Raw genomic sequence first — 14602 nt, forward strand, 5'->3', positions numbered from 1 at the left:
AGAGATATTATGAGGCGGTGACTTCCGGATTATCGGAGAGCGAGATGAAAGTCTTGCCGTCATAGGCTTCAATAGAGCCGGATTCAATATCATAAACCCAGCCGTGCAGGGTAATTTCGCCTTTGGCTAAAGCGACCGCCACACAAGGATGCGTGCGCAGATTACCGAGTTGTGCGACCACATTCTGATGCACCATACCGTTTACGCGGGCTTCCGGTGTTTCATGTTCAGTCGCTTCGTTGATGGCTTTTGCCGCATCCGAATAACGCAGCCAGTGGGCGACCGCAGGCATGTGATCCAGACAGGTACAGTTGGCTATTGCGCTCATTGCGCCGCAGTTGGAATGCCCGCAGATCACAATATCCTTAATGCCCAGTGCTTTAACGGCATACTCGACGGTCGCGGAAACGCCGCCCGGTTCAGGCCCGAATGGCGGCACGATATTACCGGCATTGCGGATCACAAACAGTTCACCCGGTTCGCGCTGGGTGACTAATTCCGGTACCAGACGGCTGTCTGAACACGAAATAAAAAGTGTCTTAGGATTTTGATTTGTTGCGAGTTTTTTGAAGAGCGTAGAGCGTTGGGGAAACGCTTCTTTTTGGAATCTGAGGAAACCTTCAATAACGTCTTTCATGTGGGAATTCCGTATATTTCAATGGTAATGATACTGCCACGAATAAATAAGCAGATCAATCAGACGCAATACCACTATTATTTCTAAGGTAAATGACTTTATCCATAAAGACACGTTGGCAGTCCGGATAAATACCAGTGGGCTTTATTTTGTTGTGATACCTTTATCCTTATATTTATGCCCTCATATTTACCTTGTACTCAACGTGAAGGAGTCTTTATGACAATCGAATACGCTATTTTCGGCGGCGGCTGCTTCTGGTGTACGGAAGCGGTATTCAAAGACGTCATCGGCGTAGAGTCGGTAGAAAGTGTCTATACCGGCGGTGCGCGGCCAAACCCGACGTATGAGCAGGTTTGCAGCGGTGCTACCGGCCACGCGGAAGCGATACGCGTCGGCTTCGACCCGGAAAAACTGAGCTACGGCGATCTGCTGGATATCCACTTTGTCACACACGATCCGACTCAGCTTAATCGCCAGGGTAACGACGTCGGCACGCAATATCGCTCAGTGATTTTCCCTGCCGATGACGTGCAAAAGGCCGAGGCGGAAGCCGCCATTCTGCGCGCGCAGCCCGATCACAGTCAGCCGATCGTGACCAGCATCGAGCCGCTCGGCGAAGTCTATGTGGCCGAAGGCTATCATCAGAATTACTGGGACGGCGCGGGTCAGCAGAACCGTTATTGCATGGCGGTGATCCCACCGAAATTGCAGAAATTGCGTAAGAGTTTTGCGCAGCGGACAAAGTCGCTGAATCCTTAATATCCCCGCTATCTTTAAAAAGCCAAAGCCAGAACACGAGGTTCTGGCTTTTTTCATTTCTCCGTCCGTTCAGAAACCGTAACGGATCGCGTCCTTACTTTGTTGCATCAGCGCATCAATCTTCTGGGAATAGGTTTCCAGGCCCTTGCCATCTCCGGCTTGTGAGCATTCACGCCGCCGCGCGTTGTAGGCTTTCATCAGCTGCGCCTGCGCAAAGCCGGGCTTGCCGTAACACACCATGCTCTGCTCCCAGCAGGCGATGGCGGCGTCCAGTTCCTGCTGTTCCTGATACTGTTTTCCCAGCTCGTTGAGCGCTTTGGCCGCCTCCTGCGGGGGCAGTTGCTGCGCTAAGATTTGCTCAATGCGTGTATCCATCTCTGAAAATCCTCAGGTTCGCTTAGTGGAAGAAGTTAAGAATATGGCCGAACACCAGCCCGACGCTGATGACATCCGAGTCACTGAACGTCACGTTCGAGAACCCGAATTTACCCAGCAGCGGCAGTAACAGCGCAGGTAATAAGGTGATAAACAGCCCGTGGAAGATGCCGCCGATTATCGCGCCACGACGTCCGCCGACGGCGTTACCGAAAATGCCCGCCGTACCGCCTGCGAAGAAGTTGGTCAGCATGCCCGGTAAAATCATCGCCAGCCCCAGGCTTGGGAACAGGAACATGCCGATGACGGAGCCGATGGTGGTGGAAATAAACCCGATGATTACCGCGTTCGGGGCATACGGGAACAGCACCGGGCAATCGAGCGCCGGAATGGCGTTCGGAACGATACGCAGGGCGATCCCACGGAAAGCCGGAACGATTTCCGCCAGCAGCAGGCGTACGCCGGAAAGCAGCACATACACACCCACGACAAATTGCACGGATTGCAGGAAGGCGTAGACCAGATAGTTAACACCATTGGAGAATGGTGCAACCACGTCCGGACCGGCGGCGATAGCGGGGATGAGGTAAATCGGGATCATCACCACCATCATCGACAGGTATGTATCTTGCAGGAACGATAAGGCCTGTGGCAGCTCAAAGTCTTCGGTGCTTTTACTGACATCACCGGTGACTTTCGCCACGCCGGCCTGCACGATATAGCCGATAGTGCAGAAATGGCCGAGCGCAAAATCATCCGAACCGGTAATTTTGCGCACAATTGGCTGGGCCAGTACCGGCATACCCACCGCCATCACCCCGGCGATCACGCCGCCGGTAATGATCAGCTCCGCACCACGCAGGCCGCCCATATAGCCGATGACTGAACAAACAGTCGCCATCCATAAGGAGGCCTGGCCGGTCAGGAAGATATATTTAAAGCGCGTCAGGCGGGCAATCAGGATATTGACGATAAACGCCAGCACCATAATTAATGCTGTTTCTCGTCCAAGCGTTTGTTGTGCGATCCCTGCAATCGACCCGACGTCGGTAACGACGCCGCGCATATGAAAGCCTTTCTGGAATATTTCGCCCAGAAAGGTCAGCGCATTCACAATAATACTTGCGCCGGAAAGTAAGACTAAAAACCCCAACAATGTTTTTAATGTGCCGGTGATGATTTGTCCGGGGCTTTTTTTCAATGCGATCAAACCGATCATCGCAATCAGCGATATTAATATTGATGCCTGGCCTAATACATCATTAACAATAAAGTGAAGGAAAGACATAAGCGTCCCCTGTAGTAGAGATGTAGAGTTGTTCTATTGGATAACAATATTTTTATTATTGGACGGCAAGAAGACCCATTTCCTGAAGTACCGGCGTCAGCTTGGTTTTAATTTCATTTTTATCCACCAGTCGCTTGAGATAAATAATATTGGCTTTGATGGTGTAATGCTGGAACTGGGAGCGGAAGTTTTCGCCAGTCATAATAATATCGGCACGCGTCGAGGTGGCGCTGGAGATATCGCAGTGTGATAAATCCGCTTCGACGCCTAAATCTTTTAAGGCGGCTTCGATACTCATTTCACAGGCGAAGCTGCTGCCCAGACCTGCGCCGCAGACAGCTAAAATCGATAATCTTTTCATGAGAATTCCTTACGCATTTTGTAGGTGATGAATCACGAGTTATGTTCATATCTCTTCACTTCACGTCTAAAACTGTCGGATGATCTCTAACGCTTCCTGCTTGTTTTTACTCTCTTTTAATTTTTTTCCTGCCTCGTCGTCGCAGAACAGATGAGAAAGACTGGCGATCATTTCAATGTGCGAATGGCTGTCGACAGCGGCCAGCGCGAAAATAACGTAAACCGGATCGTTATCTTCACTGCCGAACTCGACGCCTTCTGAAACAATCACCAGCGACAGCGCCGTTCTGTTAACGCCTTCTTCTGGCCGGGCGTGAGGCATTGCAATGCCTTCACCTAAAACGTAATAAGGACCGATTTCCCGATGCATATCATATATTGCCTGCAGATAACGGCTTTCTGCCGCACCGGAATCAATTAATGGCTGCACTGCTAATGCCACTGCACTTTTCCAGTCATCAGTTTTCGGAATTATCTTGGTGTTATTTTCATTGATCCAGTCGCTTAACATAATACCTCTTCATATGAATAGGGTCTTTTCTCAGTATGATATTTAAATTAAATAAAAACTGTGATCTGTCCAACCCTGTTTACTATTAATTAAACTTTCATTTATCAAAGATAAGAATGTAAAACGATGTGTCGTAATAAATTCGTGAGCCAAAAAACACACATCAGTCTGTTTCTTTGTTCAGTAACGTAATATTTCCCCGTTTAATTTATTGCGTTTGTGTATGGAATGAATTCATTATCCATTCGTGAATAACAACAATATTTACAGGCCTATTATCATCGACATTATTCTGATCGAGAGAATATACCGGCCCCAGCGCCATGGGCTGCGCATTTGCTGCAAGAATTTTTAATTCGGGAATGTATTCTGCCCCGACATGTCCCGGTAACCGTTCGCCCAGCCGTGAAGAAAAGCGGTCGGCCACGCGTTGTGCATCAATCTTGCACCAGATTTCCACCACCTGCGTCACTCCCGCCTGTTGCAGATACCCCTGCAAAACCTCTTTCGGCTGGAAACCGAACCAGGCATCGACAATAAAGGTGCTGCCCTGTGGCGCACTGGCAACGATATCCCAAATTACCTGATAGCTGGCCTGACCCAGCACGCGGTTAAAGGGGCGATCGACATTTTGCAGTCGCTGAAGGAACGGGTTTTTGATGCCATCCAGCGACAGTTGCAGCCAGCCACTGTGTTCAGAAAGCTCAACGGCGAGCCGGCTTTTACCCGATGCGGGGATCCCGTTGACCAGGACAACGCGTTTTCCGGCAAAGCCATTTCGTGAGGCGCTTCTGTTTTCAGACATGTTCCACCTGTTCAGTTTGGTTGTGCGCCGGTGCGCGGAAATACTGCTGGATCACCGCCTGAAGCTCGTTCAGACGCGGCACGGCGAGAGATTCCAGCCGGGATTTAGTCGCGCTCCGGTCGAGAGAAATGCAGTCTTTCCACAGTGAACGCCCGGCGATTACGCCCGATGCCCCTTCGCTCATCGCGTCAGCCACTTGCTTGAGGAACGTTGTGTGATCGACACCCGCTGACAGCACCGCCCAGGGGACGTCGCCTGCCAGTGTGGTGATATCCGCACATGCCTGTCTGGAGCCAGGATAAGGCAGTTTCAGCACCTTCGCACCGCATTCCAGACAGATCTTCGTCCCACCATAAATCAGCGACGGGACTTTTTCCTTATATTCTTCCTCGGTTTCGTTATCGAGTTTGTAGGTCAGAAACTCCACCACCAGCAGTAAATCTTCGCGGGCAAAATCGTCGATGCACTGACGCAGGATTTCAATGTTGTGGCGGTTGGCTTCTTCCTGATCGGAACGCAGGTACACCATGATTTTTCCGCCGGTCGCGCCCAGTTCGCGGACACGGCGCGCATCCACATTGGCGACCAGTCGCGACAGACGGTAGCCTTCCGGCGAGTTATCCCAGCCCGACGCATCGAGGCCGATCAGCAGGGCGGTGTCGCGGGCGATAATGCCGTCGTCCACCAGTTGCGGTACGGCGCACACCGGATCGACCAGCACGCACGTCGCTTTACTGGCGAGATATTGGGTGATGTCGGCTTTGATAAGCCCGAGTTCGTGTTCAGAAATGGCGGATTGTTGCTGAGGATCGCTGGCCAGCAGGCTGCGCATGGCCCCGCGCTGGTCGCAGGCGATAACCATCATTGCGCCATTCTTGCCACAAATCTGCTGATAGCTGCGTAATTCTGAAGTAGACATTTTTGACATGGAACTCTCCTTTGCGTGAAATTTATTACAGATGAAAAAATCTCGATTACACTGGACGTTCTGTCTTTACCCCCAGGCAAAAAGGGGTGGAGAATCGCGTAACTTGCCGGTTTACAAGGGTTGAAGCCCGATCCGGCACATTGCATTTTTACAGGTGTTGCGCAATAATCCCTCAATCGACGATTTGAGTGTAATTCATTACTGAAAGGAATTTCAAGCTGAAAGAGCCAATTTTGCAAGATATTGCAGCAACGCGTGCCATGATGCATTTAGTGGCGAAGCTGCATTACGAGTCTGATATGTCTCAGGTGGAGATTGCTCGCAAGCTGGATGTCTCAACGGCCACCATCTCAAGATTGCTTAACAAGGCCCGTGCGGCGGGCATTGTGCGCATCGAAGTGGTGGGATTATCTTCGCCGGAAGACATGACGTCAGATTTGGTCAAACGTCTCGGATTAAAGCAGGCCTACGTGGTCGATGCGCCACCGGGAAATGTGCTGGGCGCGCTGGCGACACCGCTGGCCTCACTGTTGCAGGAGGCCGGGCTTGGATCGGGTTCGGTGCTCGGTATTGGCTGGGGAAGGGCGGTGCGCGAAGTGACGCTGGCCGGTATGCCGCGATTGCCGGGCATCATGACCGTGGCGCTGAACGGCGGAATGCAACAGTCTGCGCCTCATTTTCAGATCACCGAGTTTGTGCGCCGGGCGGCGGAACAGATGGAAGGCACGCCGTATTTCTTACATGCGCCCTATCTTTCTTCTGCACCGCTGCGCGATGCATTTCTCGCCGATCGCAGCGTGCAGGAAATTATCTCGCTGTGGGATCGCCTCGACGCGGCGATTGTCGGCATCGGTCTGACGCACACGCCGAAACCGAGTGAATCCACCACCGCCACGCCGGGTGAGCAGGCGCTGAGTGATGCGGCGGGCGACGTGCTGCGCCATTACTTCACCGAGTCCGGCGAGTTGCTACACTGGGAAGGTGAGGAGCGGATGATCGCAGCCTCCGTCGAGCAGTTGCGTAAAACGCCGCTGACCATTGGCGTTGCCGCCACGCCAGAAAAAGCTGCCGGGATTATCGGCGCGGTGCGTTCAGGGATGATCAATTCCTTAGTGACGGATGTGAACACCGCGCAGGCGATTCTGGATAAGCTGCCGGTGGCGTAACGCGATGCGGTTTTAAACAGTCTGGCCGCCGCGGCGGCAAACCTACCCTGACGATCCAATGCGTCGAAGATCATCAGCGCTTAAAGGCTTTGTCGCATTATTTGTCTCCGGGCCGGGATGAATGACTAATAAAATTATTCCTAATATCAAAGGGAATCGAAAAATTTACGCGTAATTTATTTCTCGGAGGTTGCGAGCTGTATAAACAAACAGTATTATTTGTCGAATATTTTTTATACGTTTTTTATCAGGCAACAGCAGGTCAGCTAATTTGTGGAATCCCGAGAAAGAGCTTTTCACCGAGCTTTATCAGTATCCTGAACATCTTCGTCATACCTTAGAAAACCTGCCCGGCAGCAGCGGTGTGTATATTTTCTATGGTGATGACCAGACTTTTCCGCTGTATATCGGCAAAAGTGTGAATATCCGCAGCCGCGTGATGTCGCATTTTCGCAATCCTGCTGAAGCAAAATTGCTGCATATGACGCGCGACATCGATTATGTCCAGACCATCGGCGAAGTCGGCGCATTGCTGCTGGAGTCCGATCTGATCAAATCGCGGCGTCCGCTGTTTAATAAGCGGCTGCGTACCGCCCGCAAACTGTGTTCCATCCGGCTTCAGGGATTTACCGCCAATATTGTGTTCAGCAATGAAGTGGATTTCTCCCACAGCGAAGACCTGTTCGGGCTGTTTAAAACCAAGATGTCTGCGGTGGAGAAAATCCGGGATATCGCCGATCAGGAAAAGCTCTGTTATGGCGCGCTGGGGCTGGAGAAACTGGCAAAAAACCGCGCGTGCTTCCGGTTTTCTCTCGGTAAATGTGCCGGTGTGTGTTGCGGAAAAGAAACGCCTGAGGCGCACTTTGAACGCCTAAAAAATGCGCTCAGCGCCCTGAAAATCCGCAGCTGGCCTTATCCCGGCCGCATCGCCATCGCCGAGGAAGCGGATGGCCAGACGGATTATCACGTCATCAATCACTGGTTCTACCTGGGTACGGTGAAAACGCTGGAGGCCGCAAAAGAGTTCGATATCGCCGTTCCGCATTTTGACCGTGACAGCTACAAAATCCTCTGCAAACCGCTGTTTGCGCCAGACAGCCCAAAGGTTATTTTACTGGATTGAGGCTTGGGACTGGTTATTCCACACTCAGCCTGAATTCCCTTCGGTAAAGCGACGGGGGTTTTGAATTGCCGGCTACGGAGTTCGCCGTCTCTGCGCCGCGCTGGCGGGTATCGCGGAAGTATTCGCTGAATTTAAAACCACCGCAGTTGTGTTGGAATTACCGGTGAAATAACGGGGCATCAAAACCAAAAGGCCTGAGGTCACTAGATCTCGGGTCTTTTTGTATCCGAATAAAATAGTTTCTCACTGGTATTATCTTGAAACATGTTGGTTTTTACCAAACGAAATTACTGCTGTATATCTGATGCTTTGTTACGCAACTGTGAGAATAAGGCGAAGAAATGTTTAGTAAACAATATGAAGTGGATGAGGCTCATATCGATTTTCAGGGTGTCGTGGATGGTTTGTACTATCCGTTTTACATGGAGTGGGCGCGCCACGCCTATATGCGAGAAGCGCTGGGAATTGATATCGAAGCTGAATTTACTCAGGGCAACCTGTATATGGTATTGGAGTACTCAATGCGCTTTCGTAAAAGCCTGAAAAAAGGCGATCAGGTTGAAGTGACATGCGTACTGGAGAGAAATGAAAAACGTAATCGCGTTAACTTCGTTCAACAGATCAAAGTTGAAGGCGTTGTTTTCGCCGACGCCACTTTTGTTGCCACTTGCCTGACTAACGGGCGTCCTTCGATGCCAGATGCGGTGAAGAACGCGTTGGATATATAGCTGTGACGCTCGTCGGGGGAAAGTGATGACAGCTAAAAAAACTGGCCTGTTACGGCCAGTTTTTAACGTTCCAAAGGTGCTGGCAGGATTTTCCTGCATTACCGCATGGTAACGAATTCTTCTGCGCCGGTCGGGTGGATAGCAACCGTGTTATCGAAGTCTTTCTTGGTTGCGCCCATTTTCAGTGCGACCGCAAAGCCCTGCAACATTTCGTCCATGCCGTAACCGATGCCGTGGATGCCGACAATTTTCTCGTCTTTACCGACGCACACCAGTTTCATGCGGCACGGCTGGCGGTGCTGCGTGACGGCGGTGTACATGGCGGTGAACTGCGATTTGTAGACTTTTACGTTGTCTTCGCCGAACTGCTCGATGGCCTGCGGTTCAGTCAGGCCGACCGTGCCGATTGGCGGGTGGCTGAAGACGACGGTGGCGATGTTGCTGTAATCCAGATGCTCGTCCGGTTTGTTGTTGAACAGGCGTTCGGAAAGACGACGACCCGCCGCAACGGCCACTGGCGTCAGTTCGACTGCACCGGTGTTGTCGCCCACGGCGTAAATGCCTTTTACGCTGGTATTCTGGAATTTATCGACGACGATGTAGCCTTTTTCGTTGGTTTTTACGCCGGTCGCTTTCAGGTTGAAGTTGTCAGTTTCCGGTTCGCGGCCAATCGCCCAGACCAGGCTGTCGACTTCAAATTCTTTGCCGTTTTCCAGCTTCAGCGTCAGGCTGCCGTCGGCATTTTTTACCACTTCTTTCGGAATGGATTCTTTATGCAGCGCCGGGCCTTCGGCTTCCATGACTTCTACCAACGTATCGACCATCAGCGGATCGAAGGTACGCAGCGGCGCATGTTTACGCACGAACAGGTGAGTTTCGGCGCCCAGCCCGTTCATTACACCGGCGATTTCAACCGCGATATAACCTGCACCAACGACGGCAACGCGTTTCGGCATTTCGGTCAGATCGAAGAAACCGTCGGAGTCGATGCCGTATTCAGCACCGGGAATGTTTGGATGGCTCGGGCGACCGCCGGTGGCGATCAGGATGTGATCTGCGGTGATCTTCTCGCCGTTCACTTCCACAGTATGATCGTCAACGAAACGCGCGAAGCCTTTGATCACATCAACGTTATTTTTGCCCAGCACGTTGTCGTAAGAGGTATGGATACGGTCGATGTACGCGGTGCGGTTGGCGACCAGCGTTTTCCAGTTGAAGCTGTTAACGGTGGTATCAAAACCGTAGTCCGGGCCGTAGTTACGGATAGCTTCGGCGATCTGCGCGGCGTGCCACATCACTTTTTTCGGGACACAACCCACGTTGACGCAAGTGCCGCCCAGCTCTTTAGCTTCGATCAGCGCGCATTTTTTCCCATACATGGCTGCACGGTTGATTGATGCGATACCGCCGCTGCCGCCGCCAATTGCCAGATAGTCATAATGTTTGGTCATCGGATTTTCCATGAATTGTGAAAAATGAAGAACGCCATACCGGCGTCGCTAATCTAAATAATTGCCCAAGAGTTTAGCTGGTTGTGGAAAAGATTGGATCAATGATTGCGATAGGTTTGATAGCCGGAGCCTTTGAAAACCGGCTCCGGCAGAACAGAAGGGGATTACTCAGGCACGACCCATTTGACCGTCGTGTGACCCGTACCGGAGGGTACCAGTACTTTCAGCAACCACGGCAGCACGTTCTTCATCTGCTGCTCAAGTTTCCACGGCGGATTGATGACAATCATGCCAGAAGCCGTCATCCCGCGTTGATCGCTGTCCGGGCGCACGCCCAGTTCGATTTGCAGGATACGGCGGATGCCAGTGGCTTCCAGATCGCGCAGCATTTTTTTGATCTGCTGACGCATCACTACCGGATACCACAGCGCGTATGTGCCGGTAGCAAAACGCTTGTAGCCTTCCTGAATTCCTTTGACCACGTCCTGATAATCGGTTTTCAGTTCGTATGGTGGATCCATCAGAATAAAGCCACGGCGTGACAGTGGCGGCAACTGAGCTTTCAACTGCTGATAGCCATCGGCGCGCGAAACGCGGGTGCGGTCATCTTTTTGGAATTCACTGCGCAGCAGCGGGAAATCGCTCGGGTGCAGTTCGGTCAGTTGCAGTTTGTCTTCTTCCCGCAACAGCTGACGCGCAATCAGCGGCGAGCCAGGGTAATAACGCAGATTCTCGTTGCGGTTGAAGTGGCCGACGACGGACATATAAGCCGCCAGTTCTTCAGGAATATCGTCACGCTGCCAGATGCGTGCGATACCTTCCAGATATTCGCCCGTGCGTTCGGCATGTTCGCCGCTCAGCTGGTAACGCCCGGCACCCGCGTGGGTGTCGAGATAAAGGAAAGGCTTATCTTTTTCTTTCAGAGACTCAATGATCAGGCTCTGAACAGTGTGTTTCAGTACGTCGGCATGGTTGCCGGCGTGAAAACTGTGGCGGTAACTCAACATGTGCGGCTTTCTCCTGCGGCTTCGCGGCATTATCCATTAAAGACTATCCCGCCGCCACCCATTGATTTCCCCGTCCCTTGACCGCATGTTAGAAGTTACGTCATCTTTAAGACGACCCGAATTCACGGCGTGGTGCGCCACTGGCGTATCACCCCCAACGTTATTACGAAGGACTGGCCCTATGACTGAACAGCAAAACGCGTCGAATCCGCTCTTAAAACCGTTCTCCCTGCCGCCTTTCTCTGCGATCCAACCTGAACATATTGTCCCTGCGATGAAGTCTGCGATCGAAGAAAGCCGTCAGACCATCGAACGCGTGGTTGCACAAGGTGCGCCGTATACGTGGGAAAATCTGTGCCAGCCGTTGGCGGAAAGCGACGATCGTCTCGGGCGCATCTGGTCACCGGTCGGTCATCTGAACGCGGTGAAAAACAGCCCGGAGCTGCGCGAAGCCTATGAGCAGTGCCTGCCGATTTTGTCTGAGTTCAGCACCTGGGCGGGTCAGCACGCCGGTTTGTATCAGGCCTATTGCGATTTAAAAGCCAGCGATCATTTTACTGCGCTGTCTGTGGCGCAGAAAAAATCCATCGATAACGCCCTGCGCGATTTCGAGCTTTCCGGTATTGGCTTGCCGATGGAAAAGCAAAAGCGCTATGGCGAAATTTCTGCGCGTCTGTCTGAGCTGGGTTCGACCTACAGCAACAACGTGCTCGATGCCACTATGGGTTGGAGCAAGCTCATCACTGACGAAAACGATCTGAAAGGTTTACCGGAAAGCGCACTGGCGGCGGCGAAAGCGCTGGCCGAATCCAAAGAACAGGAAGGCTGGTTACTGACGCTGGATATCCCGAGCTATCTGCCGGTCATCACCTACGGCGAAAACCGTGCGCTGCGTGAAGAAATGTACCGCGCGTTCGGTACCCGCGCGTCCGATCAGGGCCCCAATGCCGGTAAATGGGATAACAGCGACGTGATGGCGGAGATTTTGTCATTGCGTCACGAGCTGGCGCAGTTGCTGGGCTTTGATTCTTACGCGGATATGTCGCTGGCGACGAAAATGGCTGAAAGCCCGAAACAGGTGATCGACTTCCTGAGCGGTCTGGCGACCCGTGCGCGTCCGCAAGGTGAGCAGGAACTGGCTCAGCTGCGTGCGTTCGCCAAAGAACATTACGGCGTCGATGAGATGGAAGCCTGGGATTTGCCGTTCTACGGCGAAAAACAGAAACAGCATCTGTTCTCCATCAACGACGAGCAACTGCGTCCGTATTTCCCTGAACAGCGCGCGCTGGAAGGGCTGTTCGAAGTGGTAAAACGTATTTACGGCATCACCGCTAAAGAACGTAAAGACGTGGAAACCTGGCACAAAGACGTGCGGTTCTTCGACCTGTTTGATGAGACCGGTGATCTGCGTGGCAGTTTCTATCTCGACCTTTACGCCCGCGAGCACAAACGCGGTGGCGCCTGGATGAACGACTGCGTCGGCAGCATGCGCAAAGCCGACGGCGAGCTGCAAAAGCCGGTCGCGTACCTGACCTGCAACTTTAACGGCCCGGTCGGCAATAAACCGGCGCTGTTCACCCACAACGAAGTCACTACGCTGTTCCATGAGTTCGGTCACGGCCTGCATCATATGCTGACCCGCATCGACACGCCGGGAGTCGCCGGTATTGCCGGTGTGCCGTGGGACGCCGTCGAGCTGCCGAGCCAGTTTATGGAAAACTGGTGCTGGGAGCCGGACGCGCTGGCATTCATCTCCGGCCATTTCGAAACCGGCGAACCGCTGCCGAAAGAGATGCTGGATAAAATGCTGGCGGCGAAGAACTATCAGGCAGCGCTGTTTATTCTGCGTCAGCTGGAGTTCGGCCTGTTCGATTTTCGTATGCATGCGGAATATGATCCGGCGAAAGGTGCGCAGATCCTGCAAACCCTTGGGGAAATCAAGAAGCTGGTTGCCGTGGTGCCATCACCGAGCTGGGGACGTTTCCCGCATGCGTTCAGCCATATTTTTGCCGGCGGTTATGCGGCTGGTTACTACAGCTATCTGTGGGCGGAAGTGCTGTCTGCCGATGCCTATTCCCGCTTCGAAGAAGAGGGGATTTTCAACCGCGAAACCGGCCAGTCATTCCTCGACAATATCCTTTCACGCGGGGGTTCCGAAGAGCCAATGGAGCTGTTCAAGCGCTTCCGCGGGCGTGAACCGCAGCTGGATGCTATGCTGCGCCATTACGGTATCAAAGGATAATCTCTGCCTGTGAGTGTGTGTTTACTGTGTGAAGAAGGCGCCGATGAAGGCGCCTTATCTGTTCTGGCGCAGCGCTGGAATCTGACGTCTGACCCCGACGCGGTGATGGCGCTGGTTCTTACGCCTGAACGTCTGGAATTACGCAAACGCGACGAGCCGAAACTCGGCGCGATTTTTGTCGATTTCGTCGGTGGCACCATGGCGCACCGTCGCAAATTCGGTGGCGGACGCGGTGAAGCCGTGGCGAAAGCGGTGGGTGTTAAAGGGCGCTATCTGCCCGATGTGGTCGATGCCACGGCGGGCTTAGGTCGCGATGCCTTTGTGCTGGCGTCATTGGGCTGCAAAGTGCGGATGCTGGAGCGTAATCCGGTCGTTGCGGCGCTGCTCGACGACGGGCTGGCGCGCGGTTACCGCGATGCTGAAATCGGCCCGTGGCTTCGTGAGCGCATGACGCTGCTGCACGCCTCCAGCCTGACGGCGCTCTCTGAGCTTTCGCCTAAGCCGGAAGTGGTGTATCTCGACCCGATGTATCCGCACAAGCAGAAAAGTGCGCTGGTGAAAAAAGAGATGCGCGTGTTTCAGGGGCTGGTTGGCCCGGATGAGGACGCCGATGGATTGCTGGAACCGGCGCGCCGCTTAGCCACTAAGCGCATTGTGGTAAAACGCCCGGATTACGCGCCACCGATGGCCGATATCCCCGCGCAAGCCGCCGTGGTGACCAAAAGCCACCGGTTTGATATTTATACGCCGTTGTAAGAACACAACGAGATGAAAAAGAAACCAGAAAGCACTGCACATACGTTCTGGTTTCTTATTTTCATGCCTGATTACGCAAATCTTCAATAAACTCTGTCACCGGTACCGTTTTTTCGCGATCCCGCTGTGCTTCATCGATCTTGTTTAACTGGTCGATCAAAATCTTCTTCATTTCCGCTTCTGCGAAACGCGTCAGCAAATCTCTTACCATCGGCTGATAGCCAATCTGGTGATGTGCCGCGATTGTTTTCAGGTTACTCAGCAGCGACTTTTGCAGTCTTATTGAAATGGCCTGAAGCTCCATCATGTCATCGATCTCAGCAGCCTGAGCGGCGGAGATTGCGACAGCGTGTTCTTCAGACACGCCCAGCTCGCGGTTATCCCACATCTCAGCGTTATTTTGGGCGTCGTGGTGGGTTGTCATAATGTCATCCTCTAAATGTTTCGATATTGGTGGCCCGTT

16 protein-coding genes are annotated in these 14602 nt (G+C 52.8%); 6 read left to right on the forward strand and 10 right to left on the reverse strand.

The window, feature by feature from the left end; translation table 11 throughout:
* Window positions 1-7: 7 nt before the first annotated feature.
* Entirely contained in the window at window positions 8-637 is a 630-nt protein-coding gene (locus tag AC0Z7K_RS09410) for a carbonic anhydrase (protein ID WP_413530063.1), read from the reverse strand.
* A 219-nt stretch (window positions 638-856) separates the two neighbouring features.
* Here AC0Z7K_RS09410 and msrA point away from each other — a divergent pair, with 219 nt between their 5' ends.
* Window positions 857-1399, forward strand: a complete 543-nt coding sequence (gene msrA / locus AC0Z7K_RS09415; protein ID WP_413530064.1) for a peptide-methionine (S)-S-oxide reductase MsrA — start codon at window positions 857-859, stop codon at window positions 1397-1399.
* Window positions 1400-1468: 69 nt separating this feature from the next.
* On the opposite strand, the gene AC0Z7K_RS09420 is transcribed toward msrA, so the two are convergent.
* The 6 genes from AC0Z7K_RS09420 to AC0Z7K_RS09445 all read right to left on the reverse strand — a co-directional run bounded on the left by AC0Z7K_RS09420 (window position 1469) and on the right by AC0Z7K_RS09445 (window position 5666).
* Window positions 1469-1774: a hypothetical protein gene (locus tag AC0Z7K_RS09420; RefSeq protein WP_485614097.1), complete on the reverse strand. Its 306-nt coding sequence runs from the start codon at window positions 1772-1774 to the stop codon at window positions 1469-1471.
* Window positions 1775-1796: 22 nt separating this feature from the next.
* A complete protein-coding gene (locus tag AC0Z7K_RS09425) occupies window positions 1797-3062 on the reverse strand; it encodes a PTS sugar transporter subunit IIC (protein ID WP_413530066.1) in 1266 nt (421 codons plus the stop codon).
* Window positions 3063-3117: 55 nt separating this feature from the next.
* Window positions 3118-3423 carry a PTS sugar transporter subunit IIB gene (locus AC0Z7K_RS09430; RefSeq protein ID WP_413530067.1) on the reverse strand — a complete coding sequence of 102 codons (306 nt, stop codon included), beginning with the start codon at window positions 3421-3423 and terminating at the stop codon, window positions 3118-3120.
* A gap of 66 nt (window positions 3424-3489) precedes the next feature.
* On the reverse strand, window positions 3490-3933 hold the full coding sequence (locus tag AC0Z7K_RS09435) for a PTS sugar transporter subunit IIA (RefSeq protein WP_413530068.1): 444 nt from the start codon (window positions 3931-3933) through the stop codon (window positions 3490-3492).
* A gap of 208 nt (window positions 3934-4141) precedes the next feature.
* Window positions 4142-4738, reverse strand: a complete 597-nt coding sequence (locus AC0Z7K_RS09440; protein ID WP_485614099.1) for a P-loop nucleotide/nucleoside kinase family protein — start codon at window positions 4736-4738, stop codon at window positions 4142-4144.
* Window positions 4731-5666, reverse strand: a complete 936-nt coding sequence (locus AC0Z7K_RS09445) for a tagatose-bisphosphate aldolase (RefSeq protein WP_485614101.1) — start codon at window positions 5664-5666, stop codon at window positions 4731-4733. The genes AC0Z7K_RS09440 and AC0Z7K_RS09445 overlap by 8 nt, the downstream gene beginning before the upstream one ends.
* A gap of 233 nt (window positions 5667-5899) precedes the next feature.
* Here AC0Z7K_RS09445 and AC0Z7K_RS09450 point away from each other — a divergent pair, with 233 nt between their 5' ends.
* From AC0Z7K_RS09450 to AC0Z7K_RS09460, 3 genes are all read left to right on the forward strand, one after another.
* The gene (locus AC0Z7K_RS09450; RefSeq protein WP_485614103.1) at window positions 5900-6832 is read left to right on the forward strand and encodes a sugar-binding transcriptional regulator; all 933 of its coding nucleotides are present in this window, start codon (window positions 5900-5902) and stop codon (window positions 6830-6832) included.
* 271 nt (window positions 6833-7103) lie between these two features.
* On the forward strand, window positions 7104-7955 hold the full coding sequence (gene cho / locus AC0Z7K_RS09455; RefSeq protein WP_413530072.1) for an excinuclease Cho: 852 nt from the start codon (window positions 7104-7106) through the stop codon (window positions 7953-7955).
* 341 nt (window positions 7956-8296) lie between these two features.
* Window positions 8297-8683, forward strand: a complete 387-nt coding sequence (locus AC0Z7K_RS09460; protein ID WP_413530073.1) for an acyl-CoA thioesterase — start codon at window positions 8297-8299, stop codon at window positions 8681-8683.
* 98 nt (window positions 8684-8781) lie between these two features.
* On the opposite strand, the gene gorA is transcribed toward AC0Z7K_RS09460, so the two are convergent.
* Window positions 8782-10134, reverse strand: coding sequence for a glutathione-disulfide reductase (gorA, locus tag AC0Z7K_RS09465; RefSeq protein ID WP_413530074.1), 1353 nt, complete (start codon window positions 10132-10134; stop codon window positions 8782-8784).
* Window positions 10135-10298: 164 nt separating this feature from the next.
* Window positions 10299-11141 (reverse strand): 23S rRNA (adenine(2030)-N(6))-methyltransferase RlmJ, encoded by an 843-nt coding sequence (locus tag AC0Z7K_RS09470; protein ID WP_112167494.1) that lies wholly within the window; start codon window positions 11139-11141, stop codon window positions 10299-10301.
* Between the two features lie 181 nt (window positions 11142-11322).
* On the opposite strand from AC0Z7K_RS09470, the gene prlC reads away from it, so the two are divergent.
* Together prlC and rsmJ are read left to right on the forward strand one after the other, a co-directional pair.
* Complete coding sequence (gene prlC, locus AC0Z7K_RS09475; RefSeq protein WP_485614106.1) at window positions 11323-13383, forward strand: oligopeptidase A; 2061 nt, start codon at window positions 11323-11325, stop codon at window positions 13381-13383.
* Between the two features lie 9 nt (window positions 13384-13392).
* Window positions 13393-14139, forward strand: a complete 747-nt coding sequence (gene rsmJ, locus AC0Z7K_RS09480; RefSeq protein ID WP_056775557.1) for a 16S rRNA (guanine(1516)-N(2))-methyltransferase RsmJ — start codon at window positions 13393-13395, stop codon at window positions 14137-14139.
* 61 nt (window positions 14140-14200) lie between these two features.
* Here the strand turns inward: rsmJ and AC0Z7K_RS09485 are convergent, their stop codons facing one another.
* Window positions 14201-14563, reverse strand: a complete 363-nt coding sequence (locus AC0Z7K_RS09485) for a hypothetical protein (RefSeq protein WP_485614108.1) — start codon at window positions 14561-14563, stop codon at window positions 14201-14203.
* Window positions 14564-14602: the final 39 nt, after the last annotated feature.

Source organism: Rahnella sp. 1L-D-7-B-C2, from assembly GCF_057290995.1.